At 55.0% G+C, this 22863-nt stretch carries 34 protein-coding genes, 6 tRNA genes and 1 pseudogene; 34 read left to right on the plus strand and 7 right to left on the minus strand.

Going from position 1 to position 22863, the window contains the following annotated elements:
* Nucleotides 1-45 precede the first annotated feature (45 nt).
* The 23 genes from FH039_RS03005 to FH039_RS03110 all read left to right on the plus strand — a co-directional run bounded on the left by FH039_RS03005 (nt 46) and on the right by FH039_RS03110 (nt 10076).
* Nucleotides 46-756 carry an SDR family NAD(P)-dependent oxidoreductase gene (locus FH039_RS03005; protein ID WP_139681596.1) on the plus strand — a complete coding sequence of 237 codons (711 nt, stop codon included), beginning with the start codon at nt 46-48 and terminating at the stop codon, nt 754-756.
* A gap of 47 nt (nt 757-803) precedes the next feature.
* Nucleotides 804-1025 carry a type II toxin-antitoxin system HicB family antitoxin gene (locus FH039_RS03010; RefSeq protein WP_139680162.1) on the plus strand — a complete coding sequence of 74 codons (222 nt, stop codon included), beginning with the start codon at nt 804-806 and terminating at the stop codon, nt 1023-1025.
* Entirely contained in the window at nt 997-1236 is a 240-nt protein-coding gene (locus FH039_RS03015) for a type II toxin-antitoxin system HicA family toxin (RefSeq protein WP_139680163.1), read from the plus strand. Before FH039_RS03010 ends, FH039_RS03015 begins: the two co-directional genes overlap by 29 nt.
* Before the next feature lie 9 nt (nt 1237-1245).
* A complete protein-coding gene (locus FH039_RS03020; protein ID WP_139681597.1) occupies nt 1246-2250 on the plus strand; it encodes an RNA-guided pseudouridylation complex pseudouridine synthase subunit Cbf5 in 1005 nt (334 codons plus the stop codon).
* Between the two features lie 62 nt (nt 2251-2312).
* Nucleotides 2313-2732 (plus strand): hypothetical protein, encoded by a 420-nt coding sequence (locus tag FH039_RS12315; RefSeq protein ID WP_240703260.1) that lies wholly within the window; start codon nt 2313-2315, stop codon nt 2730-2732.
* Nucleotides 2733-2779: 47 nt separating this feature from the next.
* On the plus strand, nt 2780-2938 hold the full coding sequence (locus tag FH039_RS12320) for a hypothetical protein (RefSeq protein ID WP_240703261.1): 159 nt from the start codon (nt 2780-2782) through the stop codon (nt 2936-2938).
* A 279-nt stretch (nt 2939-3217) separates the two neighbouring features.
* Entirely contained in the window at nt 3218-3805 is a 588-nt protein-coding gene (locus tag FH039_RS03030; protein ID WP_139680164.1) for a class I SAM-dependent methyltransferase, read from the plus strand.
* Nucleotides 3791-3877 (plus strand) — tRNA-Ser (locus tag FH039_RS03035). The genes FH039_RS03030 and FH039_RS03035 overlap by 15 nt, the downstream gene beginning before the upstream one ends.
* 39 nt (nt 3878-3916) lie before the next feature.
* Nucleotides 3917-4366: a 30S ribosomal protein S13 gene (locus tag FH039_RS03040; protein ID WP_139680165.1), complete on the plus strand. Its 450-nt coding sequence runs from the start codon at nt 3917-3919 to the stop codon at nt 4364-4366.
* A gap of 10 nt (nt 4367-4376) precedes the next feature.
* Nucleotides 4377-4919 carry a 30S ribosomal protein S4 gene (locus FH039_RS03045; RefSeq protein WP_139680166.1) on the plus strand — a complete coding sequence of 181 codons (543 nt, stop codon included), beginning with the start codon at nt 4377-4379 and terminating at the stop codon, nt 4917-4919.
* Nucleotides 4916-5335, plus strand: a complete 420-nt coding sequence (locus tag FH039_RS03050) for a 30S ribosomal protein S11 (protein WP_139680167.1) — start codon at nt 4916-4918, stop codon at nt 5333-5335. The genes FH039_RS03045 and FH039_RS03050 overlap by 4 nt, the downstream gene beginning before the upstream one ends.
* A 29-nt stretch (nt 5336-5364) precedes the next feature.
* A complete protein-coding gene (locus FH039_RS03055; RefSeq protein ID WP_139681598.1) occupies nt 5365-6147 on the plus strand; it encodes a DNA-directed RNA polymerase subunit D in 783 nt (260 codons plus the stop codon).
* Between the two features lies 1 nt (nt 6148).
* A tRNA-Leu gene (locus FH039_RS03060) sits at nt 6149-6236 on the plus strand.
* A gap of 68 nt (nt 6237-6304) precedes the next feature.
* Nucleotides 6305-6670, plus strand: a complete 366-nt coding sequence (locus tag FH039_RS03065) for a 50S ribosomal protein L18e (protein WP_139680168.1) — start codon at nt 6305-6307, stop codon at nt 6668-6670.
* A 6-nt stretch (nt 6671-6676) separates the two neighbouring features.
* Nucleotides 6677-7105 carry a 50S ribosomal protein L13 gene (rplM, locus tag FH039_RS03070; RefSeq protein WP_014012523.1) on the plus strand — a complete coding sequence of 143 codons (429 nt, stop codon included), beginning with the start codon at nt 6677-6679 and terminating at the stop codon, nt 7103-7105.
* A gap of 11 nt (nt 7106-7116) precedes the next feature.
* Nucleotides 7117-7524, plus strand: coding sequence for a 30S ribosomal protein S9 (locus tag FH039_RS03075; RefSeq protein WP_058938241.1), 408 nt, complete (start codon nt 7117-7119; stop codon nt 7522-7524).
* 38 nt (nt 7525-7562) lie between these two features.
* Nucleotides 7563-7760 (plus strand): DNA-directed RNA polymerase subunit N, encoded by a 198-nt coding sequence (locus FH039_RS03080; RefSeq protein ID WP_014012521.1) that lies wholly within the window; start codon nt 7563-7565, stop codon nt 7758-7760.
* A 16-nt stretch (nt 7761-7776) separates the two neighbouring features.
* Nucleotides 7777-7854: transfer RNA gene (locus tag FH039_RS03085), tRNA-Pro, on the plus strand.
* Between the two features lie 52 nt (nt 7855-7906).
* On the plus strand, nt 7907-8080 hold the full coding sequence (locus FH039_RS03090; protein WP_014012520.1) for a DNA-directed RNA polymerase subunit K: 174 nt from the start codon (nt 7907-7909) through the stop codon (nt 8078-8080).
* 6 nt (nt 8081-8086) lie between these two features.
* Nucleotides 8087-9112, plus strand: coding sequence for a hypothetical protein (locus tag FH039_RS03095; protein ID WP_139680169.1), 1026 nt, complete (start codon nt 8087-8089; stop codon nt 9110-9112).
* Nucleotides 9113-9125: 13 nt separating this feature from the next.
* Nucleotides 9126-9731, plus strand: a complete 606-nt coding sequence (gene rpsB / locus FH039_RS03100; protein WP_058938239.1) for a 30S ribosomal protein S2 — start codon at nt 9126-9128, stop codon at nt 9729-9731.
* A 40-nt stretch (nt 9732-9771) separates the two neighbouring features.
* A tRNA-Leu gene (locus tag FH039_RS03105) sits at nt 9772-9859 on the plus strand.
* A gap of 58 nt (nt 9860-9917) precedes the next feature.
* On the plus strand, nt 9918-10076 hold the full coding sequence (locus FH039_RS03110) for a 50S ribosomal protein L40e (RefSeq protein ID WP_014012517.1): 159 nt from the start codon (nt 9918-9920) through the stop codon (nt 10074-10076).
* Between the two features lie 97 nt (nt 10077-10173).
* Here the strand turns inward: FH039_RS03110 and FH039_RS03115 are convergent, their stop codons facing one another.
* On the minus strand, nt 10174-10503 hold the full coding sequence (locus FH039_RS03115) for a PadR family transcriptional regulator (RefSeq protein WP_139680170.1): 330 nt from the start codon (nt 10501-10503) through the stop codon (nt 10174-10176).
* A gap of 107 nt (nt 10504-10610) precedes the next feature.
* Here FH039_RS03115 and FH039_RS03120 point away from each other — a divergent pair, with 107 nt between their 5' ends.
* The 3 genes from FH039_RS03120 (at nt 10611) to FH039_RS03130 (ending at nt 12373) form a co-directional block, all read left to right on the plus strand.
* Nucleotides 10611-10910: an FUN14 domain-containing protein gene (locus FH039_RS03120; RefSeq protein WP_139680171.1), complete on the plus strand. Its 300-nt coding sequence runs from the start codon at nt 10611-10613 to the stop codon at nt 10908-10910.
* A gap of 25 nt (nt 10911-10935) precedes the next feature.
* A complete protein-coding gene (locus tag FH039_RS03125) occupies nt 10936-12246 on the plus strand; it encodes a lipopolysaccharide biosynthesis protein (RefSeq protein ID WP_139680172.1) in 1311 nt (436 codons plus the stop codon).
* Nucleotides 12247-12285: 39 nt separating this feature from the next.
* Nucleotides 12286-12373: transfer RNA gene (locus tag FH039_RS03130), tRNA-Leu, on the plus strand.
* A gap of 158 nt (nt 12374-12531) precedes the next feature.
* Here FH039_RS03130 and FH039_RS03135 read toward each other — a convergent pair.
* Nucleotides 12532-12609 (minus strand) — tRNA-Arg (locus FH039_RS03135).
* Nucleotides 12610-12678: 69 nt separating this feature from the next.
* On the opposite strand from FH039_RS03135, the gene FH039_RS03140 reads away from it, so the two are divergent.
* Nucleotides 12679-13128, plus strand: a complete 450-nt coding sequence (locus tag FH039_RS03140; RefSeq protein WP_058938207.1) for an Lrp/AsnC family transcriptional regulator — start codon at nt 12679-12681, stop codon at nt 13126-13128.
* Here FH039_RS03140 and FH039_RS03145 read toward each other — a convergent pair.
* The 5 genes from FH039_RS03145 to FH039_RS03165 are packed head-to-tail and all read right to left on the minus strand — an operon-like array spanning nt 13114 to nt 16304.
* Nucleotides 13114-13440, minus strand: coding sequence for a hypothetical protein (locus FH039_RS03145; RefSeq protein ID WP_139680173.1), 327 nt, complete (start codon nt 13438-13440; stop codon nt 13114-13116). The genes FH039_RS03140 and FH039_RS03145 overlap by 15 nt on opposite strands.
* Before the next feature lie 5 nt (nt 13441-13445).
* Nucleotides 13446-14162 carry a phosphoribosyltransferase family protein gene (locus FH039_RS03150; RefSeq protein ID WP_139680174.1) on the minus strand — a complete coding sequence of 239 codons (717 nt, stop codon included), beginning with the start codon at nt 14160-14162 and terminating at the stop codon, nt 13446-13448.
* A gap of 54 nt (nt 14163-14216) precedes the next feature.
* Complete coding sequence (locus FH039_RS03155) at nt 14217-14717, minus strand: YkgJ family cysteine cluster protein (protein ID WP_139680175.1); 501 nt, start codon at nt 14715-14717, stop codon at nt 14217-14219.
* A gap of 4 nt (nt 14718-14721) precedes the next feature.
* On the minus strand, nt 14722-14961 hold the full coding sequence (locus FH039_RS03160) for an Lrp/AsnC family transcriptional regulator (RefSeq protein ID WP_139680176.1): 240 nt from the start codon (nt 14959-14961) through the stop codon (nt 14722-14724).
* Nucleotides 14958-16304 carry a signal recognition particle protein Srp54 gene (locus FH039_RS03165; RefSeq protein ID WP_139680177.1) on the minus strand — a complete coding sequence of 449 codons (1347 nt, stop codon included), beginning with the start codon at nt 16302-16304 and terminating at the stop codon, nt 14958-14960. Before FH039_RS03165 ends, FH039_RS03160 begins: the two co-directional genes overlap by 4 nt.
* Nucleotides 16305-16753: 449 nt before the next feature.
* Between FH039_RS03165 and FH039_RS03170 the strand changes: the two genes are divergently transcribed.
* The 7 genes and pseudogenes from FH039_RS03170 (at nt 16754) to FH039_RS03200 (ending at nt 22796) form a co-directional block, all read left to right on the plus strand.
* Nucleotides 16754-17062, plus strand: a complete 309-nt coding sequence (locus FH039_RS03170) for an ARMT1-like domain-containing protein (RefSeq protein ID WP_240703262.1) — start codon at nt 16754-16756, stop codon at nt 17060-17062.
* A gap of 27 nt (nt 17063-17089) precedes the next feature.
* A pseudogene (locus FH039_RS03175) lies at nt 17090-18399 on the plus strand (RNA-guided endonuclease InsQ/TnpB family protein).
* A gap of 44 nt (nt 18400-18443) precedes the next feature.
* A complete protein-coding gene (locus FH039_RS03180; protein WP_338064612.1) occupies nt 18444-18815 on the plus strand; it encodes an ARMT1-like domain-containing protein in 372 nt (123 codons plus the stop codon).
* A gap of 74 nt (nt 18816-18889) precedes the next feature.
* The gene (locus FH039_RS03185) at nt 18890-19099 is read left to right on the plus strand and encodes a hypothetical protein (RefSeq protein ID WP_058938200.1); all 210 of its coding nucleotides are present in this window, start codon (nt 18890-18892) and stop codon (nt 19097-19099) included.
* A gap of 90 nt (nt 19100-19189) precedes the next feature.
* On the plus strand, nt 19190-20491 hold the full coding sequence (locus FH039_RS03190) for a hypothetical protein (RefSeq protein WP_139681599.1): 1302 nt from the start codon (nt 19190-19192) through the stop codon (nt 20489-20491).
* A 40-nt stretch (nt 20492-20531) separates the two neighbouring features.
* On the plus strand, nt 20532-21335 hold the full coding sequence (mtnP, locus tag FH039_RS03195; RefSeq protein ID WP_139680178.1) for an S-methyl-5'-thioadenosine phosphorylase: 804 nt from the start codon (nt 20532-20534) through the stop codon (nt 21333-21335).
* Between the two features lie 123 nt (nt 21336-21458).
* Nucleotides 21459-22796: an NAD(P)/FAD-dependent oxidoreductase gene (locus tag FH039_RS03200; protein WP_139680179.1), complete on the plus strand. Its 1338-nt coding sequence runs from the start codon at nt 21459-21461 to the stop codon at nt 22794-22796.
* Nucleotides 22797-22863 lie beyond the last annotated feature (67 nt).

Genomic DNA, 22863 nt, shown 5'->3' on the forward strand with positions numbered 1-22863 from the left:
CAACGCTTTTAAGTTCTGGTTTCCAAAATTCTTCTGGTGGATTTCATGAGAACCGCGCTGGTGACGGGTGCGACCGGGGGCATCGGGAGGCTTCTCGTTGAGGGGCTCGTCGAGAGGGGTTATAGGGTTGTCGGTGTGGCCAGGAACGAAGAAAAACTTCGTGAACTTCAGGGGAGACTTCCTGCCTTTGAATACATAATCGCCGATTTGAGTAAAGAAGAATTCCCAGGCGCGATTTTGAAGGGGCTCGAGAGGCTCGGTGTGCAAAAGGTTGACCTTCTCATGAACAACGCGGGCCTTGCGGTGAGAAAGCCTCTCCTTGAGCACTCGGGCGAGGAGCTGGAGAATCTGTTCCGTGTGAACGCACTCGCCCCGGTGCAACTTACGAGGGCGGTCCTTCCAATGCTTCGGAAGGGTTCGGCTGTGGTGTTCATAATCAGCGGCGTCGCATTTATCAACGTACCGGAGATTCCCTCCTACTGCGCTGCCAAGGGTGCACTCCACTACCTGGCGGTGAACCTCGAAAAGGAGCTCCTGGATAGGGGAATCCATGTTATGAGGGTGTACCCCAAGCAGGTCAAGACAGGCTTCTGGAACGGAAAGGTTCCGAAGGGTTCGATAGAGCCGGAAGGGGTTGCAAGAGCGGTATTGAAGGGGCTTGAAAAGGGCAAGCGGGAGGTTTTCGTACCTGGCTATCTAAAACTCGTCAAGTACCTCCCGAACTGGCCGGTCTTCACGTACCGCTTCAGGTATTAGGTGGATTTATTAAGTCATGAACCAAGACTCTACTGGGGGTGAGCTGAATGCAACTCCACGCCGTCATTTGGGAAGAGGAGGGTATTTACATCATTCGTGAAGTCTTTACGGGGATAACCACTCAGGGAGAGACAATAGGGGAGGCCATTGAGAACCTTAAGGAGGCCGTTGAGCTGTACCTTGAGGAGTTTCCTGAGCTGAGAGAGGAACTTGAGAAAGTAAAGTTCGTGGGCGATTTCAATGTCGAAGTTGCCAAGGCTCTCGGGTGAAGAAGTCATTAAAGTGCTCACCAAAAAGTTTGATTTTGAAGTGTCCCGCCAAAGGGGCAGTCATGTGGTGCTCGTTAAGTATATGGATGGTAGAAAAATTGGAACTGTGGTTCCGCTTCACAAAGAGTTAAAAGCCGGCACGTTGATGGGAGTACTAAGACTTGCTCAAATAAGCAAGGAGGATTTCATCAAGGCGTTGGAGGACCCATAGGTGATGCTCATGGCGAGGGACGAAGTGAGGAGAATCCTCCCTGCTGACATAAAGCGAGAGGTTCTGATTAAGGACGAGAAGGCCGAAACGAATCCAAAGTGGGGCTTCCCGCCGGAGAAGAGGCCCATGGATATGCACATGCAGTTCGGGATAATAAACCTCGACAAGCCCCCCGGGCCGACGAGCCACGAGGTCGTTGCCTGGATCAAGAGGCTCTTCGACCTGAACAAGGCTGGCCACGGCGGAACTCTCGACCCCAAGGTCAGCGGCGTTTTGCCGGTTGCCCTTGAGAGGGCCACGAGGGTGGTCCAGGCACTCCTGCCGGCGGGAAAGGAGTACGTGGCTCTGATGCATCTCCACGGCGACGTCCCTGAGAACAAAATCCGCGCCGTGATGAAGGAATTCGAGGGCGAGATAATCCAGAGGCCTCCGCTCAGGAGTGCGGTCAAGAGACGCTTAAGGACGAGAAAGGTTTACTACATTGAGATTCTGGAGATAGACGGCAAGGACGTGCTCTTCCGCGTTGGAGTTGAGGCGGGAACCTACATCAGGTCGCTCATCCACCACATAGGCCTTGCCTTGGGGGTCGGTGCCCACATGGCCGAGCTGAGGAGGACGAGGAGCGGTCCCTTCAAGGAGGACGAAACCCTCGTGACCCTTCACGACCTCATAGACTACTACCACTTCTGGAAGGACGACGGCATCGAGGAGTACTTCAGGAAGGCGATACAGCCCATGGAGAAGGCAGTGGAACACCTCCCCAAGGTGTGGATCAGGGATTCAGCGGTAGCAGCGGTAACCTACGGCGCCGACCTGGCCGTTCCGGGTATAGTGAAGGTTCACAGGGGCATTAAGAAGGGCGACCTCGTCGCCGTCATGACCCTCAAGGATGAACTCGTTGCCCTTGGCAAGGCCACCATGACGAGCGGCGAGATGATGCAGAAGAGCAAGGGAATAGCGGTCGATGTGGACAAGGTCTTTATGCCGAGGGACTGGTATCCGAAGATGTGGTGAGGGACTTGTCCCGGCTTTCCCACTTTCTTGATGCATTTTCTTCCTCCACCGGGAATCAGAGAGTGAAGCTTGCCGTAAGGTTCATCCTCCTCTGGTTCTGGCTCGACCTTCTGCTCTTTCTGCTCCTAGGGATTTTTGAGCGTTCCCCCAGAAACATCATCACCTCTGTGATACTCTTCCTCGTCTGGCTCGCGACGGTAGCTTTGCCAAGGATTTTTGGAGAATCGGAGTGGTTTGGGAACCGTCCGGGTTTCACGTACCTTTTTGCTGTTTTTCTTATGGCTCTCTTTGAGGAGCCCCTTGTAACTCTGAACGGCGGCGGGCTGGGAGGAAGGGCAACGAGCCTAGCGCACGATTTAACGATAGCAGTTCCAGTCTTCATGGGTATTGGGGTCGGGTTTTATCTGGCACATCGTATGGTGCCGATGTCGCGCGGTGAGTTCTTCCTCTTTGGGGCGCTCTTTGGGTTTTCGTTGAGATAGTATTGAACGGTGCCTGGAACGGTTTGGTACTGCTCGGTGGTGCCGCGATGGGTCTCTACGGTCTTATTCTCTCCACCTACACCCCTGTGGATGACAATCCAACGCCCCTGAACGCCAGGAAGGTTCTAATCGTCATGACGCTCGGGACGGGATTCATGCTCCTTGGGGCTATCCTTGGGGATTCGCTTTGGAGGAAACTTTGCTGAGCAAAATTGCTCGGTAGGGATGTATCTAAATGGGCCCGATTTCTACGGGGTTTTATTGTTAATCTCGTCAGTTTTTACTCGTGTTTTTCATTTTTAGCGCCCGAAGGGCGCTGGGTTGGGGCGAAACACCGTCAAAACATGCCCTCAAATAGAAACCCTCAAATTACCCGCCTACGTTGAAGACATGCCACTCCCATTATGCCAGTTTAGTCAGTAGAAGACTTTTGGTCAAGCTTTGCGCAAGCAAAGGTTGATAAACCCCTTTTCTTACCACCGCACATGAGCCACTACTACTCCGAGGAGCCGAACGTTCCGCTGAAAACTAGGACAATAGAGGTTTGCCTTAGGGGGCAGTGTTTCAAGTTTATCACCGCCAGCGGAGTTTTTTCCTTCGGGAAGCTAGACCGCGGCACTGAACTGCTCATAGAGAGCATGATACTCGATGAGGGCTGGCGCGTCCTGGATTTGGGCTGCGGCTACGGGGCGATAGGAATCGTCGCCTCGCGCTTCGTGAGCCATGTCGTCATGACCGACGTGAACAGAAGGGCCGTCAGCATAGCGAGGAAAAACTTAAAAATCAACGGCGTTAGAAACGCCGAGGTGAGATGGGGAAGCCTCTACGAACCCGTCAGGGGCGAGAAGTTCGACGCAATCATCACTAACCCCCCGGTGCACGCGGGGAAGGAAGTGCTGAGGGAAATAGTTATAAACGCTCCCCGGCATCTCAACGATGGAGGCCTCCTGCAGCTGGTGATTAAGACGAAGCAGGGGGCAAAGTATATTAAGGCTCTAATGAATGACCACTTCACTGAAGTGAGAGAGCTGGCGAAGGGGAGCGGCTACCGCGTGTATGCCGGGATCGCCTAGCCTGGGATGGCGCGGGCCTTGAGAGCCCGTGTCCGCTTGGACACCGGGGTTCAAATCCCCGTCCCGGCGCCAAAATCCTCTATGAAGGATTGAGATGGAGGTGTATTCGTAATGACGGACAACTTCAGACACATAGTCCGTGTAGCGGGAGTTGATTTGAACGGAAATAAGCAGCTGAGATGGGCCCTCACGGGCATCAGGGGTATAGGCATAAACTTCGCCACTATGGTGCTCAGGGTTGCAGGAATAGACCCGTACATGAAGACCGGTTACCTGACCGACGAGCAGGTCAAGAAGATTGAGAAGGTGCTCGAAGACCCGATCGCCCACGGTATACCCGCCTGGGCCGTTAACAGGCAGAAGGACTACGAGACCGGCAAGGACATGCACCTCATCACCGCCAAGCTCGTCATGGCCTGGCGCGAGGACGTCAACAGGCTCAGGAGAATACGCGCTTACCGCGGCATAAGGCACGAGCTCGGCCTCCCGCTCCGCGGCCAGAGGACCAGGTCGAACTTCAGGCACGGCAGCACCCTCGGTGTGAGCAGAAGGAAGAAGTGAGGTGATGTAGATGGGAGACCCCAAGAGGCAGAGGAAGAGGTACGAGACTCCCTCTCACCCCTGGATTAAGGAGAGGCTCGACCGCGAGAGAGTCCTCATGAAGAAGTACGCCCTCAAGAACAAGAAGGAGCTCTGGAGGCACGAGACCCAGCTCAAGGAGTTCAGGCGTAGGGCCAGGCGCCTCCTTGCCGCCCGCGGCAGGCAGGCTGAGGTTGAGAGGGCCCAGCTCCTCCAGAGGCTCAACAGGCTCGGCCTCCTTCCGGCCGATGCTGCTCTCGATGACGTTCTCTCCCTGACGGTTGAGGACGTCCTCGACAGGCGCCTTCAGACCCTCGTCTACAAGAAGGGCCTCGCCAGGACCATCGGACAGGCCAGGCAGCTCATAGTTCACGGCCACATCGAGATAAACGGCCAGATAATACGCTCTCCTGGCTACCTCGTCCTCAGGGAGGAGGAAGACACCATAACCTACTCGAAGACCTCTCCTTTCGCCAAGGAGAGCCACCCCGAGAGGATGGTTATTGAACAGGCTAAGCAGGGTGAGGCCTCATGAGCGAGCAGACCCAGCAGGTTAACCTCAAGAAGAAGGAGAAGTGGGGAGTTGCCCACATCTACTCCTCCTACAACAACACCATCATCCACATCACCGACCTCACCGGGGCCGAGACCGTCAGCAGGTGGAGCGGTGGTATGGTCGTCAAGGCCGACAGGGACGAGCCCTCCCCGTACGCGGCCATGATAGCCGCCAGGAGGGCCGCCGAGGAGGCCATGGAGAAGGGCTTCACCGGAGTCCACATCAAGGTCCGCGCCCCCGGTGGAAGCAGGAGCAAGAGCCCCGGACCGGGTGCCCAGGCCGCCATCCGTGCCCTCTCCAGGGCCGGCCTCAGGATCGGAAGGGTTGAGGACGCCACCCCAATTCCGCACGACGGCACCAGGCCGAAGGGCGGAAGAAGGGGCAGGCGCGTCTGATCCCCACAACTTCTTTTTTGGTGATGCCAATGGAGCCAAAGTTCCAGATTCTTGAGAAAAGGGAGGACTCGATTAAGTTCATCGTCGAGGGAGTTGATGTACCCTTCGCCAACGCCCTGAGGAGGACCATCCTCGCGGACGTCCCGACCTTTGCGGTGGATGAGGTTGAGTTCTTCGAGAACGACTCCGCCCTCTTCGACGAGATAATCGCCCACAGGGTGGGTATGATACCGCTCACCACCCCGGTTGAGAGGTTCTCGCTTGACGCCCTTGAGCTTGACGAGTACACGGTTACGCTCTCCCTCGAGGCAGAGGGTCCGGGAATGGTTTACTCCGGTGACCTTAAGAGCAGCGATGAGGGCGTGAAGCCCGCCAACCCCAATATCCCGATAGTCAAGCTCGCCGAGGGCCAGAGGCTTACGTTTAACGCCTACGCAAAACTCGGCCGTGGAAAGGACCACGCCAAGTGGCAGCCCGGTTTCGTCTACTACAAGTACCTCACCAGGATTCACGTGAGCAAGGAGGTCCCCGACTGGAAGGAGCTCAAGGAGCTCGCCGAGAGGCGCGGTCTTCCGGCTGAGGAGACCGACGAGGAGCTCGTTATAACCACGATCAAGGCGTTCTACCTCCCTCGGAAGTTTGACGCCTACGTGGGGGAGAAGATCAGAGAAGAAACCGTACCCAACGCCTTTGTCTTCACCGTCGAGACCAACGGCGAACTTCCGGTTGAGGAAATCGTGACCATAGCCCTCAAAATCCTCATGAGGAAGAGCGATAGATTTATAAGCGAACTCCATAAATTAGCGGACTGACGCGGGGGTAGCCGAGCCTGGCCAAAGGCGCGGGATTCAGGGTCCCGTCCCGTAGGGGTTCCGGGGTTCAAATCCCCGCCCCCGCACCAGTATTTACGCTCACCCCGTTGGACCTGTCGGTTTCCCACCTGCGAGAGAGCGTTAAGGAGGTATGTTCATGGTCAAGAGAACCGGACCCACTGACATCAACCTGAGGAGGCTCATCCGCTACCTCAGAAAGAAGTCTAACGAGGAAGGGGTTAAGATATGGAAGGACATAGCCTGGCGCCTTGAGGGGCCCAGGAGGCAGAGGGCCGAGGTGAACGTCAGCAGGATCAACCGCTACACCAAGGATGGCGACACCGTCATCGTTCCCGGAAACGTCCTCGGTGCAGGAAAGCTCGAGCACAAGGTCACCGTTGCCGCCTGGAAGTTCAGCGAGACGGCCAAGAAGAAGATAGTCGAGGCCGGTGGAGAGGTCCTCACCATTGAGGAGCTCATCGAGAGAAACCCGAAGGGTAGTGGAGTAATCATAATGGAGTGATGGGCCATGAGGATAATTAACGCTGAAGGACTCATACTCGGAAGACTTGCCTCGAAGGTCGCCAAGATGCTCCTTGAGGGCGAGGAGGTCGTCATAGTCAACGCCGAGAAGGCCATCATCACCGGAAACCGCGAGGACATCTTCGCCAAGTACAAGCAGAGAACCGGACTGAGGACCAGGACCAACCCGAGGAAGGGTCCGTTCTACCCGAAGAGGAGCGACGAGATAGTCAGGAGAACCGTCAGGGGAATGCTCCCCTGGAAGACCGACCGCGGAAGGAAGGCCTTCAAGAGGCTCAAGGTTTACGTCGGCGTTCCGAAGGAGTTCGAGGGCAGGGAGCTTGAGACGATAAGCGAGGCCCACAGCTCGAGGATCGCAACCCCGAAGTACGTTACCGTTGGCGAGGTTGCCAAGTTCCTCGGTGGAAAGTTCTGAGGTGAGAGAAGATGAAGGTCATCCAGACTGCTGGTAAGAGGAAGACGGCCATCGCGAGGGCCACCATCAGGGAAGGAAAGGGTCGCGTCAGGATCAACCACAAGCCGGTTGAGATAATCGAGCCGGAGATAGCGCGCTTCACCATAATGGAGCCGCTCGTCCTCGCCGGCGAGGAGATAGTCGGCAAGGTTGACATCGACGTCAAGGTTGAGGGCGGAGGCTTCATGGGACAGGCAGAGGCCGCGCGCGTCGCCATAGCCAGGGCCCTCGTCGAGTGGACCAACGACATGAACCTCAAGGACAAGTTCATGAAGTACGACAGGACCATGCTCGTCGGCGACAGCAGGAGAACCGAGATGCACAAGCCCAACCGCTCAACCAAGGGTCCGCGCGCCAAGAGGCAGAAGTCCTACCGCTGATGGCTTTCCTTTAATATTCATTCGAGAAGGTGATACGGGTGATAGTTCCCGTCAGGTGCTTCACGTGTGGAAAGGTCATAGGAGACAAATACTACGAGTTTAAGGCCCGCGTTGAGAAGGGCGAGGATCCCGAGAGGGTGCTCGACGACCTCGGGATCGAAAGGTACTGCTGCAGGAGGACCCTCCTCAGCCACGTCGAGCTCGTGGATAGTGCCATGAAGTACAGGGTGTATTAAAAACCGCACTTCTTGGGGGGCCGTGGGGTAGCTTGGTCTATCCTCCCGGCTTGGGGTGCCGGAGACCCGGGTTCAAATCCCGGCGGCCCCACCAAATGTTTGCAATGGATGTTTGATGCGGAATGTGGAAGGCAGGGGTGGTAGTCATGTTTAAGTATACCCGCTTTGAGAAGGCCCGTATCATCGGAGCAAGGGCCCTCCAGATAGCGATGGGTGCACCTATACTCATCGACGTCCCGGAAGGAATCACGCCGCTCGACGCCGCGATGCTCGAGTTTGAGAAAGGAATAATCCCGCTCACCGTAATAAGGCCGAGCTGATGAGAGATGACCGTGATAGAGAACGTGATCGGCAGGGTTGCGGTGCTCAAGGGTGGCAGATACTCCGTTGAAGTAGACGTCGTGACGAGTTCCGGCTTCGGTCGCTTTGCCGCGCCCGTGGACGAGAACCCGAGTCTCTACATAGCAGAGGCCCATCGTGCTGTGAGCGAGGTCGATGAGATAATAGGGCCCGAGCTCATAGGCTTTGATGCCAGCGAGCAGGAGCTCATAGACAGCTACCTCTGGGAGATAGACGGCACCGAGAACTTCAGCCACATAGGGGCAAACACTGCACTGGCGGTCTCAATGGCGGTCGCCAAGGCCGCGGCGAGCGTCAAGAGGATGCCCCTCTACAACTACATCGGCGGAACCTTCACCACCGAGCTGCCGGTTCCGATCCTTGAGATTGCGAGCGGTGAGGCCTTCGACTACTACGTCATGGTCAGGGACCTCATGGAGATAACCGACGTCGTCGATGCGGTTAACAAGGTCCTTGAAGGCGCGGAGACCGGTACTGTGGAGGCCTTCTCGAAGGCCACCGAAAAAGCAACCGACGAGCTCGGCCTCGAGGTTGCCCTCGGCCTCGTGCAGAGGGTTCCAGTGGATATGGAGGAAGTGCTCTCCATAGTCGAGGACAACAACGTGGCCTACATAAAGCCCCTCGGCGATGAGGAGCTGTTCCTCGAGCTAATCGCTGGTACCCACGAGGTGTTCGTTGACGGCGAGCACCTCTTCCGCGAGAAGGATATACTGGACAGGCGCTACTACAACGCCCTGTCGATAAAGCCGATAAACCTAGGCACGCTCACCGACTTATACAACCTCGTGAACGACGCGAAGTCGGAGAGGATAACCCCCATCCTCGCGGAGGCTCGCTACGAGTCCTCCGACGAGGCCCTGGCCCACGTTGCCGTGGGCCTTCGCTGCCCGGCGATGGTGCTCCGCAAGGATTCCATCGCCAAGCTGAACGAGCTGATTCGCATAGCCGAAGATTTGGGTGAAAGGGGTAGGATAATAACCTTTGAAGGATGAGGAGGTGTGAAGAATGGAGGAATACCTCGTTCCACTCGACCAGTACCTTGCTGCCGGTGTCCACATCGGAACCCAGCAGAAGACCCAGGACATGAAGAGGTTTATTTACCGTGTCAGGCAGGACGGCCTCTACGTGCTTGACGTCAGGAAGACCGACGAGAGGCTCAGGGTCGCCGGCAAGTTCCTCGCCAAGTTCGACCCCGAGAACATCCTTGCCGTCAGCGTCAGGCTCTACGGCCAGAAGCCGGTCAAGAAGTTCGGCGACGTCACCGGCGTCCGCTCGATACCAGGTCGTTTCCTCCCGGGAACCATGACCAACCCGCAGGTCAAGAACTTCATGGAGCCGGACGTCCTCATCGTCACTGACCCGAGGGCCGACCACCAGGCCATGAAGGAGGCCATCGAGATCGGCATACCGATAGTGGCCCTCGTCGACACCGAGAACTTCCTCAGCTACGTCGACGTTGCGATCCCGACCAACAACAAGGGTAGGAAGGCCCTTGCTCTCATCTACTGGATCCTCGCGAGGGAGATACTCTACAACAGGAAGGAGATCGAGAGCAGGGAGGACTTCAAGGTTCCGGTCGAGGACTTCGAGATGAGGATTATCAGGACCTGAGGGGAAGGTTTTTAATTCCCCTCGCTTTACTCACCCTCGCGCGGGGGTGCCCGAGCCTGGCCAAAGGGGGCGGACTTAAGATCCGCTGCCGAAGGGCTACGCGGGTTCGAATCCCGTCCCCCGCACCAAAGCTTTAAAAGCCGAGTCGTGTAGGTGAAGACGGTTTAAGATCATGAGGTGATCACAATGGCGAGATTCCCCGAGGCTGAGGCCAGAATCTTTAGGAAGTACGTGTGCATGCGCTGCGGTGCCACTAACCCGTGGAAGGCCAAGAAGTGCAGGAAGTGCGGCTACAAGGGTCTCCGCCCGAAGGCGAGAGAGCCGCGCGGTGGAATGGGACGCTGAAGTCCCTATCTTTGCTTCCTATTTCTACGTTTCTCAATTCTATGCTTTTCTGGAAAGATTGTGCAGAAACGCAAAAATTATTTGCGGGCGGTTGTCTTCAGGCGCCCTTCAGCTTCTCAACCATGTCCTCAAGAAAGGCTATTCCATCCTCAAGGAGCCTCTCCCCCTCAGGGGTGAGCTTGTAGTACTTCCTGGAGGGTTTTCCCGTCTGACTCTCCTGCCACTCCGCGGTAACGTACCCATCTTTCTCGAGCTTGTAGAGGACAACGTATGAGCTGACGGTCGCGGGCTCGAAGTTGAACGCTTCCCTTATCCTCTCTTTCAGCTCGTAGGCGTACATGGGCCTCTCCCGCAGTAGCCGGAGTATGTACAGCCAGAGAACCTCTTTGGTTATCTTGTTCTTGAGCCTTTCCATGGGGGTTGTCATGCTCTCACCCGACTTTTATGGTCTATAAATATTTTGGACCCGTTTAATTTAAACGTTTTGGCAACAAGTTTTTATCCGATGAAGTGCAAGGATTTTAGGGTGGTAGAATGGAGTTCGACCTGAACGCCATGATGGGCGATATGGGAGTAGGAGCAGTGGTTGGGTTTGTAACCGGCTACGCCGTCAAAAAAATGATGAAGCTGGCGCTTGCCCTCATCGGTGCCTACGTTGCTAGTTTGCTGTGGCTTGAACAGAAGGGGGTTCTCATAATCGATAAGGACAGACTCTTCAATCTCGTGGGCGGCTGGACGCATGAGATAATGACCGCTGGCGAGAAGTTCATGGCACTCCTGCCCGGCACTGCCGCTTTCGCTGGGGGCTTTGCGCTGGGATTCCACAAAGGTTAAAATCCGGCACCTGTTTATTATTTCCATGAGCTATGAACGTAGGGTCCTGCTACGTCACTCCCTGGCTTCCATAGTTGCCCTTGGAATAACGGGCCTCAGCAGGTTCCTGTATAGTGTGATAATAGCCAGACGATTTGGCGTGGACGTTCTTGGAACGGCCAATTCACTCATCTCAAAGGCGTTTTTTGTGGCGATACCGCTGAGCTTTTTTGCGGTGGCCCTCGGTAAGTATTCCTCGGAGTTCCTTGGGAGGGATGATGCAGATGCCATGCGTTCCATTACCCTGCCCGCGTTTTTGATGCCCTTCATTGGATTGTTGCTCCTTCCGTTCAACCTGTACCTTTCCCTGCTGGCTGTCTTCCGCGCTGTTCAGCTGACCTTTCGGAGCTTTCTGTACGGGATTCACCGGGGGGAACACTACGCGTATGCCATAGTGGTCTCCTTCATTGGATTTGCCTTAGGATTCCTTGTTCCCGATGTCTTTGCGCCATATCTAATCTTCCTTGGTGTTCTGACCGTTATCTCCATAGCTTACCTATGGGTCGCTGGCTTTGTGGTACGGCCTCGCTGGGAATACTTCAGGCTGATGGTTGCGTATTCCTCTTTCGCTTTCCTGGGAACCCTGTCGGGGGTCTTTCTGGTTCAGGGGCCCTACTTCATGAGCGAGCGTCTTCTTGGGTCAGAGGTTGCTGGGGAAGTGTCCGCTGTTCTCTCCGCGGTTTTTTTGCTGACGTACATCCCCCAGGTCCTCCAGTCCGCGATAATGCCAATGTTCTCGTATAAACACGGCCGAGCCGAGAGAGGATACGTTAAAAACCTGGCGGAGAAGGTTACGGAGTTCATAGTGTTAATCACTGGGAGTCTGGTTTTCGTCCTCATGATTTTCGGCAGGGAAATTCTGTCAGCGGTCTTTGGATTTGAAATCGGCCCATCTTTCTACCTGGCCCTGATGGCCATTGAAATTTATGTGGCGTACAACCCAAGTATAGTGGCCCTCAACTCCACCGCCTACGTAAAACGCGGGACCCTGGTTTCTCTCCTTGGAGCGGGGGTGGCCCTCGTTTCATGGTTCCTTCTGGTGCCCGTTACGGGGCCTGTGGGTGTGATGGGGGGTCTTTTATTGGCGTATGCGACCATCCTCGCCGGCGTGGTTTACTACTCAAAGAGCTTGCTTGGAGTCTCTCCCGATGTTTATCTCCCCCTCATTGCCGCGCTGGTTCTCCAAGCGAGTGTTTTCGTATCAAAGTATCTTCTCCTGATGGCGTTTGGGGTGTTCCTCTTTCTTGAGTTGCCGGTAGTCAGGTCTTTGCTTGAACTGGTTCGGGGTGTTAGTTAAGTTTATAAGTTTTCGACGGTTTATACACTCTGCCACGGTGCGGGGGTTGCCGAGCCTGGTCAAAGGCGGTGGACTCAAGATCCACTCCCGCAGGGGTTCAGGGGTTCAAATCCCCTCCCCCGCACCACAGTTCTTCTCAAGAATATGTTCCGGCTCTTTTGGAGGTTCCCCACTTTGAAGGGACGTTGTTTGAAAAAATTAAGCGGTGATAAGTTGCGCGCCTCCCTGTTGAGGCCAAGAGGGGGGTGTGAATTTTTGAATTCGGAATCAACGCAGAACAGGTTATGGCGGACCGGCGGGGATTCGAACCCCGGACCTGCGGCTTAGGAGGCCGCCGCCCTATCCTAGCTAGGCTACCGGTCCACTGCCCGCTATTCCCTCCAAGGAAAGGGTATTTAAAGTTTACGGTCTACTCGTGAGGGGGTGAGTGCTGTGGACGAACTCGATCTAAGGATACTCTCGCTGCTCCAGGAAAACGCCCGCCTGTCGTATCGTGAGATAGCGCGGGAGCTCAAAGTGGCCGTTGGAACCGTATACAACCGCATCAAAAAGATGGAGGAGGAAGGTGTAATCAGGGGGTTTGCTCCTATCCTCGACTACGAGAAGCTCGGCTTTGGGCTGACCGCGGTCATCGGTGTCAAGGCCCAGGGGAGGCGCATCCTGGATATAGAGCGTGAGATAGCCAAAAACGAGAGGGTAATGCTGGTCTATGACATAACCGGTGAGTTCGATATCGTCCTGGTGGCGAAGTTCAGGGACAGGGCAGATATGAACCGCTTCGTTAAGTGGCTGCTCTCCCTCGATGGGGTGGAAAAAACAAACACGAGCGTTGCGATGCAGGTTGTCAAAGAGGACACGAGGCTAAAACTAACGGAGGACTAGAACCTCGTCAAGGAATCGCTTCGCAAAGTCGTCGAAGCTCTCAACCGGAAGGACGACTTCCCTCCCGTTGACTTTGCCCTCGAAAATCAGGTTTCTCGCCGTTATCTCCAGTATCTTTTTGAAGTCGGGATTTTCCGCGATGGTGTCTCTGAGGACCCGCGTGAACTCTGCCTCGTCTGCGTACCGCACCACGCCCTCCATGACCACCTCTCTCCCGCACTCCTCCTCGGTGCAAGTGAATTTAAAAGGGAGGCCGGGTTCGACCTCCACCGGAATCGTCAGGCCGTCGGCGTTGTATATGAACACCTTCATGGGAATCACTCCAGCCTTATGAGGCTCTCCACGGGGATGCTGTACTCCTCACGCAGCCGTTCTATAACGTCCCCGACGCTTATGAGGAAGAACATACCAACGGGCTTCGCCCCCGCCTGCCGGCACATCTCGAGGAGGGCCCTCTGCGTTTCCCCGCTCCTTATGACGTCGTCAACTATGAGGACGTTTTCGCCCTTCTTGAGGGCCCACTGCGGGAGGTACAGCGTCGTGACGCTTCCCGAGGCGCTGGGCACGTAGCTGACCTCGTAGAACTTCTCAACGCCGACTTCCTTCTTCTTCTTGGCGTAGACAACATCGACGTTCAGTTCCCTGGCCACGTGAACGCCGAGGGCTATTCCGTCCGTCGCGGCTGTGAGGACCCTATCGACGTTCTTGTCCATGTACCTGCCCGCCACGTCTTCCGCGATGAGGCTCATCAGGGCCGTGTCGCTGAGGACGGGCATGTTGTCAAAGAACCCGTACTCGTCGAATTTTATCCTCTTCCTAACCTCCTCCTCTATGTTGATGTACGGGAGGAGCAGGCTGAGGAGCTCCTTCGTTCTCTCGGCGCTCGGCAGGACCTTTCCCCTCACGTACCTGTTCAGCACGGTGATGGGGAGGCCCGTTATCTTGGAGAGCTCCTCGTAGGTGTAGGTCTTCTTGAGCAGTCTGAGTACCCTGACCAGTCTCAGCTTTTCCTGCACGGACTTCAGCTGACTCACGCTCTCACCTCCGGTGCCCCTGAATTAACAAGAAAATGTATAAATATGTTTCGGTCACTCCCGGCTCTTCACAACTTTCCTGCGGTACTCCTCTATGACGTCGCCGTACTCCCTGAGGAGGAACTCCCCCGTCACGGGCTCCCCCTCGGGATGGTCGATGCCGGGGCAGAAGGAGTCACGTTTGACGTAGATTTCCATCTTTTTTCCGTGCTTCACGAAGACGAATGGGTAGAGCCTGCACGCGAGGGGCCGGTGATCGTAGATTTTGCAGCGCATGGTTTCGGGATCAAGAAAAACGCAGCCCCCGTCGAAGGGACGCTTTTTGAGGGCGTAGCTGAGGAACTTGTCCCCGCGGTAGAACATCTTATCGTAGTCCACGAATTCCCAGGCACTGTAGCCCAGTTCCTCTATCCTGGCTATATCCTCATCCCGGATGGGTATCTCCAGCTCGTAGCAGCATTTCCCGCAGTTTTCGAGGCACTTAAATTTAAATGTGGGGTCGTGCTCGACCTCAAGGGTCTCAAGGTCGATGGTCGCGACCCACCGCCTCTCCAACCCCTCACCCCCTGTAGGAGCTCGCTATCAGCGTCTCCGTCATTTCGATGTTCTTTATCCTCCTCAGAACCTCGTCGTGGAACCTGTCCAGTTCCGCTATGCTGCCGACCTCCACGCGGAGGATCAGGTCGTACTCACCGTAGACCCGGTATATCTCGTTTATCTTCTCGTTGCCGCGGAGGGTCTCGTAGACCTTCTCCTCGGTTCCGGGCTTAACAACAACCAGGACAAACGCTTCCATCATATACCGAACCCCCCGAAGTTAAACCTCTTGGCCATCTTGGCCAGCTTCCTCTTGTCCATGCTCTTGAACATCTTCTTCATCTGATTGTACTGGTTGAGGAGCTCCCTCACTTCGGCGGTGCTGGTTCCCGAGCCGCGGGCTATGCGTTTGATCCTCGAGTAGTTGATTATCTCCGGGTGCTCGAGCTCCTCCTCGGTCATGGAATCCATTATTATCCTGTACCTCCGGAGCTTCTCCTCGCCCACCCTGACGGCGTCATCCGGCAGGGAGTAGCCCAGTCCGGGGATCATCTGGAGAACCTGCTTCAGCGGCCCCATCTTCTGCATCGCCTCGAGCTGGGCGTACATGTCCTTTAGGTTGAACTTGCCCTTGAGGAACTTCTCGAGGTCTTCCTCGCTGACGGCCTGCTGTTTCTGGAGCTCCTCGAGCTTCTCCAGAAGTCCCTCGATGTCTCCCATTCCCAGAAGCCTCGAAACAAAGCGCTTCGGATCGAAGGCTTCGAGGTCGTCTATCCTCTCGCCAACACCGATGAACTTTATCGGGGCACCGGTTGCGGCGACGGCCGAGAGGGCGCCTCCACCCTTGGCCGAACCGTCGAGCTTGGTGACTATTATCGAGCCTATCGGCGTTGCCTCTTTGAATGCCAGGGCCTGGTTATACGCCTGCTGACCGATGGTTCCGTCTATGACCAGTATGACCTCGTGGGGCTTTATGGCCCGGCTTATCTCCTTCATCTCCTCTATAAGGCCGGACTCCTCCTTGTGCCTTCCGGCGGAGTCCACGATTATGACATCGACGCCCTTTTCCCTGAAGTACTCCACCCCTTCCCTCGCGAGCTTGACCGCATCCTTCTCCTCGGGATCGCCGGAGACCTCTATTCCGTACGGTTCGAGGAGCTGCTTGAGCTGGTAGTAGGCTCCCGGTCTCCAGGTGTCCGAGCAGACGACGCCCACCTTGTAGCCCCTCTTCTGGAGGTGCCTCGCAAGTTTCGCCACGCTGGTTGTTTTACCCGAACCCTGGATTCCGACGGTGAGCAGTACGGTGGGTTTCTCTTTTATCTCGAGGGGTTTGGCCTCCTTTCCGAGAAATTTGGTCAGCTCCTCGTAGACTATCTGGATTATGTGCTCCTTCTTTGAAGCCCCGGCCGGGGGCTCCTCCTCAAGGGCCCTCTTTTCTATGGTTTTGGTCAGCTGGAGAACGAGCCTTACGTTAACGTCCGCCTGGATGAGTGCCCTCTGTATATCTCGCACTACCTCCTTTATCGTCGCCTCGTCCACGGTCTTTGAGCGGGCGAGCTTTTTCAGGGCGCTGTTCAGTGCCTTCCCAAGCTTCTCTAGGGCCATTTTCTCTCACCGTAGTGATGGCGTCTCCAAAGTTTATAAACAGTTGGGTCGGCTCCCGGAACAATGCAATGTTCTAATGTGCGCTTTCTTCATAATCGAGAACGTTAGAGCAGATTTCATCGAACATACATGTTCATTCAACTACAAGAACGGACGACGCTGCTTTTTTGAAGGAATAAAGAACTCTAGAGACCATTTGTGGAAATTTGCGGGCTGACAAAGCTTTTAAACCTCTACAGAACCATGTATTACTGGGAATGGTGGAACGGAGGTGACGCGGATGATGTGGATGGCCCACCTGTACGGATACATGCTCGAGAGGGAGATGGAGAGGAGGAAGCGCAAGTCCATCCCCGAGGAGCTCGCGTACGTTGAAATGCTGAGGGCTTGATGGTTGAATCATCCCTCACTTTAATAAGGTGCGGTTCTATTTTTACCCCGGTGGTGTTATGAGGATCCACTATGAGTGCATCGCTTGTGCCGTTAACCAGGCTCAGAAGATAACCGAGATGAGTGCCGGGGACTTTGAAAAGCGCAGGAGGGCCATGCTTTTCGTGGCCAGGAAGCTTGGCGAGCTCTTCAGGGAGGATTCCATTCCCGCGGTGAGCGGAGGCATGCTCTTCCTTGAACTGTACCGCTTCCTTGGGGACGATGACCCGTTCAGCGGTTACTTTTTTCTTTCGAAAGCCTCGCCCTTTAAGGCGGGAGGCAATAATCAACCTAACCAGCCTTCAAGCAGGAAATCGACACTCTTTTAAAGCCTAAAAACCCTACCATACTTTGAAATGAAGAGAACAGTAACGCTCAAACTCCAGCCCTCGAAAGAGCAAGCAAAAATCCTCCACCAGTTAGCCGACGCTGGAGCTAAGGCCTGGAACAGGGTAAACTACCTGAGGAGACAACAATTCTTCGAGGACAAAATCGTGGACTTCAATTCAACAGAGAAAACCGTTTATAAGGAGTTTAAGCGGGAAATCGGTTCGGCCACAGTCCAGCAAATATGTCGCAAAAACGCCGAAGCTTGGCGTTCGTTCTTCTCACTCCTCCGGAAAAAGCGGAATGGAGAACTCCCTGACTGGCTTAAACCGAAACCACCAAACTACCTGAAAGAAGATGGGGAGAGGAAACCCTTAATCGTCCTGAGAAACGACCAGTACAAAATCGATGGCAATAAGCTACTCCTCAAAGGCCTTGGGAAGTTTAAACGTTTGGAAGTTCAGTTTAAAGGCAGAATACACTTGAAGGGGAAGCAAGGGCGGTTAGAAATAACCTACGACCCAATAAAGCGGAAGTGGTATGCATATCTAAGCCTCACGGTGGAGAAAAAATTTGAGGGTGGAGAATGGGTTAGCGTTCCAAGGCAACCCAAAGGAAGCCTCTCAGCAGGAATTGACCTTGGAGTGAACAATTTGATAGCCGTCTATATGGAGAATGGAGAAAGCTTTCTCGTGAACGGAAGACCGTTGAAGAGCATTGACTTCTACTGGCGGAAGAAGATTGCTGATTATCAGTCAAAACTCAATAAATCTGGAGTTAAAACAAGTAGAAAACTCCGGAGAATGCACGAGAGGGCTAAGCTTCAGGCAAAGCACTACATTAACACGGCGGTTAAACAAACGGTTAAGAAGCTCTACGATTTGGGCGTCTCAAGAATAGTCGTTGGTTATCCAAAGGGAATAGCGAGGAATTCTGATAAGGGTAAAAAGCAGAAATTCCTCCTTTCCCACGTCTGGAGGTACAATTATGTCATCAAGCGTTTAACTGAAGTTGCGGAGGAGTATGGTATTCGGGTTGTGCTCGTTGGTGAGGCTTTTACTTCGAAGACCTGTCCCGTTTGCGGGGAGCCCCACGAGGGGGCAAGGTTTGTTCGTGGTTTGTTTAAGTGTCCCGTGACGGGGCTTATCTTTAACGCGGACTTGGTTGGAGCGTTTAATATTTTGGAGAAGGTTGTGAAAACCATAACCCCGAACTTGGGCGGTTTGTATGCTCAAGGGAGGGGTAACTGGCCGGAGGCCCGGCCAGAGGGGTCGAAGACCACTTTTTAGTGGGTTTAAATGAGACCCCTCAAACCTTCCCGCCAATGGCGAGGGGTTAATTTGTTGGAACCCTTAGCTAAGGTGGGGAGGAGGTCAGAGGCTGCTGCTTGAGTTCATACGCGGGAGATTTCCCGACCTGCGGATATACGTGGCCGCGAAGGACGGCCCAATAATCAATGACGCTACGGTTGGAGACCTGCTGGAGGCGGGGTTTGACAGGTTTGCTGAGGTCATCTCCACGGGCTCCAGGCTTCCGGGCACTCCCCTGGAATACGCCTCCGAGGAGTTCAGGGGAGTCTTCAACGCCGCCGATGTCATAATCGCCAAGGGACAGGCCAACTTTGAGACCCTGAGCGACCTGAGGGACCGTAGGGTGTTTTTCCTCCTCAAGGCCAAGTGCCCTCCAATCGCCCGCGAGCTTGGTGTCGAGGGGGGCTCACTGCTCTGTGTGAGGGGCGGAAAAATAGACGATTGACGATATTATCTTTGACGAATGTCTATTAGAAACCTTTTTATATTTTCAAGTGGTATATACTCATGGTGATATCTGTGACAACGGTAATTCGGAAAGATGCGGAAAGGTTTTTGAGGGAGTTAAAGGCCCATTACGGCGATGCCTGGAGGATGCCACGCAGTAACTACCTGTCCAAGCCAGATTTTGTTGTGGTAGACCCCAAGAGCGGCAAAAAGACAAAAGTAAGCTTCGTTTCCCTTGACGATGGTGAAGTCGTCGGCGTCGTTTATGACGACCTTGGCTGAACTTTCGCTTTTTGACTGATTGTGTCTATTCTGTTCTGGCCGTTGGAAACCATTAAATACTTCCATATCGTAAATTTTCCGGTGGAAATAATGGCGGCTGACGTTTATCGTGAGGCTCTGCGGCTGGCCTCCAACATAAAGGATAAGTACCTGCGGGCGGTTACCTACGCCAAAATTGGGTACTACATGTATCGGGTTAAAGACCCCGAATACAAAAGCGCTTTTAAGTACGCCGTAAATGCCGCGTCCATAATAGAGAATCCCGTAGTGATGGCAAAGGCCCTCATGGAAATCGCATTCTATTTGAATTCGGTAAACCCCAAAACCGCGATGAAGGTGTTTCAGCAGGCACATGATGCGGTTGTTGAGTTTCCCCAGCCTGTGAGGGATGACCTGCTTCTGGAACTTGTATCGAAACTTCTGAACCTTGGACGGATTGACGATGCGTTCTTTTATGCCGGCGACATTAAGGATCAGGTAAAGCGGAACGACAGTTTGCTCAAAATACTCCGGGCGTACCTCCGGCGGGGCAACATGCGCAGGGCCAGACTTGTCGTCGAGGGTATTGAGGGGGAACCGTGGCACTCCATCGCCGCAGTTGAGACCATAAAAACCCACCTCAAAAGGGAGGAGTTTGGAAGCGCGATCAGGGTGCTCTCGGAGCTTAAGAGCGAGTACTGGCTTGGGGAAGCGATGAGGGAAGTTGCGGTTCATCTCAAACACTCCGACGTTCCGAAGGCCACCTATGAGAAGTTCGTTGATATAGCGCTGTCTCTCTCGGGCGAGGCAGGTTTTGATGTGCTGAAATCCCTTCTTGTTGGGCTGGGTAACCAGGGAGAGCTGGACTTCGTTATGAAAATCGTGGGGAAGCTTCCCCCCGAACAGCGCTGGGCCGTCCTTGAGGGAATAGTGGAAACCTCTCTCGATAAGACAGACGTCCTCTCCGGACTCCTTGACCGTGTTGAGGGAGAAGAATTTGAACAACTGGCCGGACGCATAATGGTGGGACTCCTCTCCGGGAACATTGATCGGAGGTATGTTGACCTGGTCAGGAGGATTGGAGACGCGACTAAAGACGACGCGGTCAGGGTCAAAGTCGCCACGTACCTCTCCAAACTTGGAGACTTTGACGGTGCATGGGAATTCGCCTCCCGTGTTCGCGGCCACTACCTCCGCTCACTGGCCTTTGGCAGCATAGCCGTGGCGAAGCTCAATGCTGGGGATATAGACGGGGCCATTGACGCCGCCCTTGAGGTGAAGGACGCCAAGTGGGGCTCCTGGCTCCTCAGCGAGATACTGACGAAGATACTGGAACTCCAGACCGAGGGGGAGGTCAGGGAGGACATCGAGGAGCGGGCGGAGTACCAGAGGGGGCTCTGGGAAAAGGGCTAACGTTTTAAGACCGCCGCCCTTTCATCTTCCAGGTGATGCCATGCCGAGGATAGCAATTATTGGAGGTTCCGGAGTATACGACCCCAAGCTGCTTCAGAACGTCAGGGAGGAGTTTGTGAACACCCCCTATGGAAAAGTCCGGGTGAAGATCGGGGAGTACGACGGGGAGGAGATAGCCTTCCTCGCGAGGCACGGTGAGGGGCACAGCGTTCCACCGCACAAGATAAACTACCGCGCCAACATCTGGGCGCTCTATGAGCTCGGTGTGGAGAGGATTCTTTCCACGTCGGCAGTAGGTTCGCTCAACGAGGCCATGAAACCCGGCGACTTCGTCGTTCTCGACCAGCTTCTGGACTTCACCAAGACGAGGCACTACACATTCTACGACGGCGACGAGAGCCCGCACGACAGGAAGTTCGTTGCCCACGTCGATTTCACGGACCCATACTGCCCCGAGCTCAGGAAGGCCCTGATAACTGCCGCCAAGGAACTTGGCTTTGACTATCACCCAACGGGCACCTACGCCTGCATGGAGGGTCCGAGGTTCGAGACTAGGGCGGAGATACGGGCGCTCAAGATACTCGGTGCCGACGTCGTTGGAATGACCCAGTGCCCCGAGGCCGCCCTGGCGAGGGAGCTGGAGATGTGCTACGCCAGCGTCGCCATCGTCACCAACTTCGCCGCCGGCATAAGCAGGGAGAAGCTCACCCACACCGAGGTCGTCGAGCTGATGGCCAAGAAGAGCGAGGAGATAAAGTACCTCCTCATGAAGTCCATCAGGTACATTCCGAAGGAGAGGCACTGTGGATGTAAGGACGCCCTGAAGGGCGCGACCGGGGAATGACTCCCCTGCTATTTTTTCTTCATTGTTGAAACATTCAGTACCCGCGTTTTGAACCAGAGGTTAACGAAAGGTTAAAATCCTTTGGTGTGCAAATATAACCGAAAACCTTTAGGGGGGTCTAACATGAAGTACGATGTTGTTATCATAGGAGCGAGCGCCGGGGGCCTGACCACGGCGATCTCGGCCCGGAAGTTCTACCCCGACAAAAGCGTTCTGGTCATCAAGAGGGAAGATATCGCCATGATTCCCTGTGGCATCCCGTACATCTTTGGCACACTGGAGAGCGTTGACGATGACATTCTTCCTGTCGAGAAGTTCCTGGAGCCACTTGGCGTGGACATATTGACGGATGATGTTACTGAGATCGACCCGAGGGCAAAGCTCGTGAGGACTGCCTCAGGGAAGGAGATCGCCTGGGAGAAGCTCGTCCTTGCGACCGGTTCAAAACCCGTGAAGCCGGAGTTCCCGGGCTCGGAGCTGGAGGGAGTCTACACCGTCCCGAAAGACTACCGCTACCTGAAGGAGTTCCGCGAGAGGGTTAAAACCGCGGAGCGGGTCGTCATCGTCGGCGGCGGCTTCATAGCCCTCGAGGTCGGCGATGAGATAAGAAAACTCGGAAAGGACGTGACGATTCTCGTGAGGAGCAGGCTCCTGAGGAGCTCCTTCGATAGGGAGTTCAGCGAGATGGTCGCGGAACGGCTTGAAGAGAGAGGCATAAGAGTCGTTTATGGACAGGTGGAGCGGATCCTTGGTGGGGAAAGTGTCGAGCGGGTGAGGCTCATCGACGGAAGCGAGCTTCCCGCGGACCTCGTTATATTCTCCATCGGCTACCGCCCGAACGTTGAGCTGGCCGTTAAGGCGGGCCTCAAGGTTACGCGCTACGGCATCTGGACGGACGAGTACATGAGGACCTCTCATCCGGACATCTTCGCCGTCGGCGACTGCGTGGAGCACAGGGACTTCTTCACGGGCAAGCCCTACGGCCTTATGCTTGCTTCAACGGCAACCTTCGAGGCAAGAATAGCGGGTGCGAACCTCTTCAAGCTCCAGATCGTCAGGGAGAACAGGAGGACGATAGGCGTTTACTCCACCAACGTTGCCGGTCTCACCCTTGCGGCCGCGGGCCTCACCGAGGAGGCCGCCAGGAGGGAGGGCTTCGAGGTCATAGTTGGCTATGGAAAAGGCCCCGACAGGCATCCGGCGAAGTTCCCGGACACCTCGATGGTGACGGTTAAGCTCATCTTCTCCCGCGACAGGGGAGCGATACTTGGGGCGCAGATAGCTGGTGGAAAGAGTGTTGGCGAGATGATAAACATTCTCGCCCTCGCGATACAGAAGAGACTCACCGCGAGCGAGCTCTACACTCTCCAGATAGCGACCCACCCGCTCCTAACGGCTTCTCCGGTTGGCTACCAGATACTCCAAGCGGCTGAGGATGCATTGGCGAAGCTGAGAGCCTGAGGGTTTGTGTGATTTTGCCGCTTCTTTTTATTTTGGCCTTCGTCGCGCAGGCGAACAAAATTTGCCT

Origin of the sequence: Thermococcus indicus (assembly GCF_006274605.1) — an archaeon.
GTDB classification, from domain to species: Archaea; Methanobacteriota_B; Thermococci; order Thermococcales; family Thermococcaceae; genus Thermococcus; species Thermococcus indicus.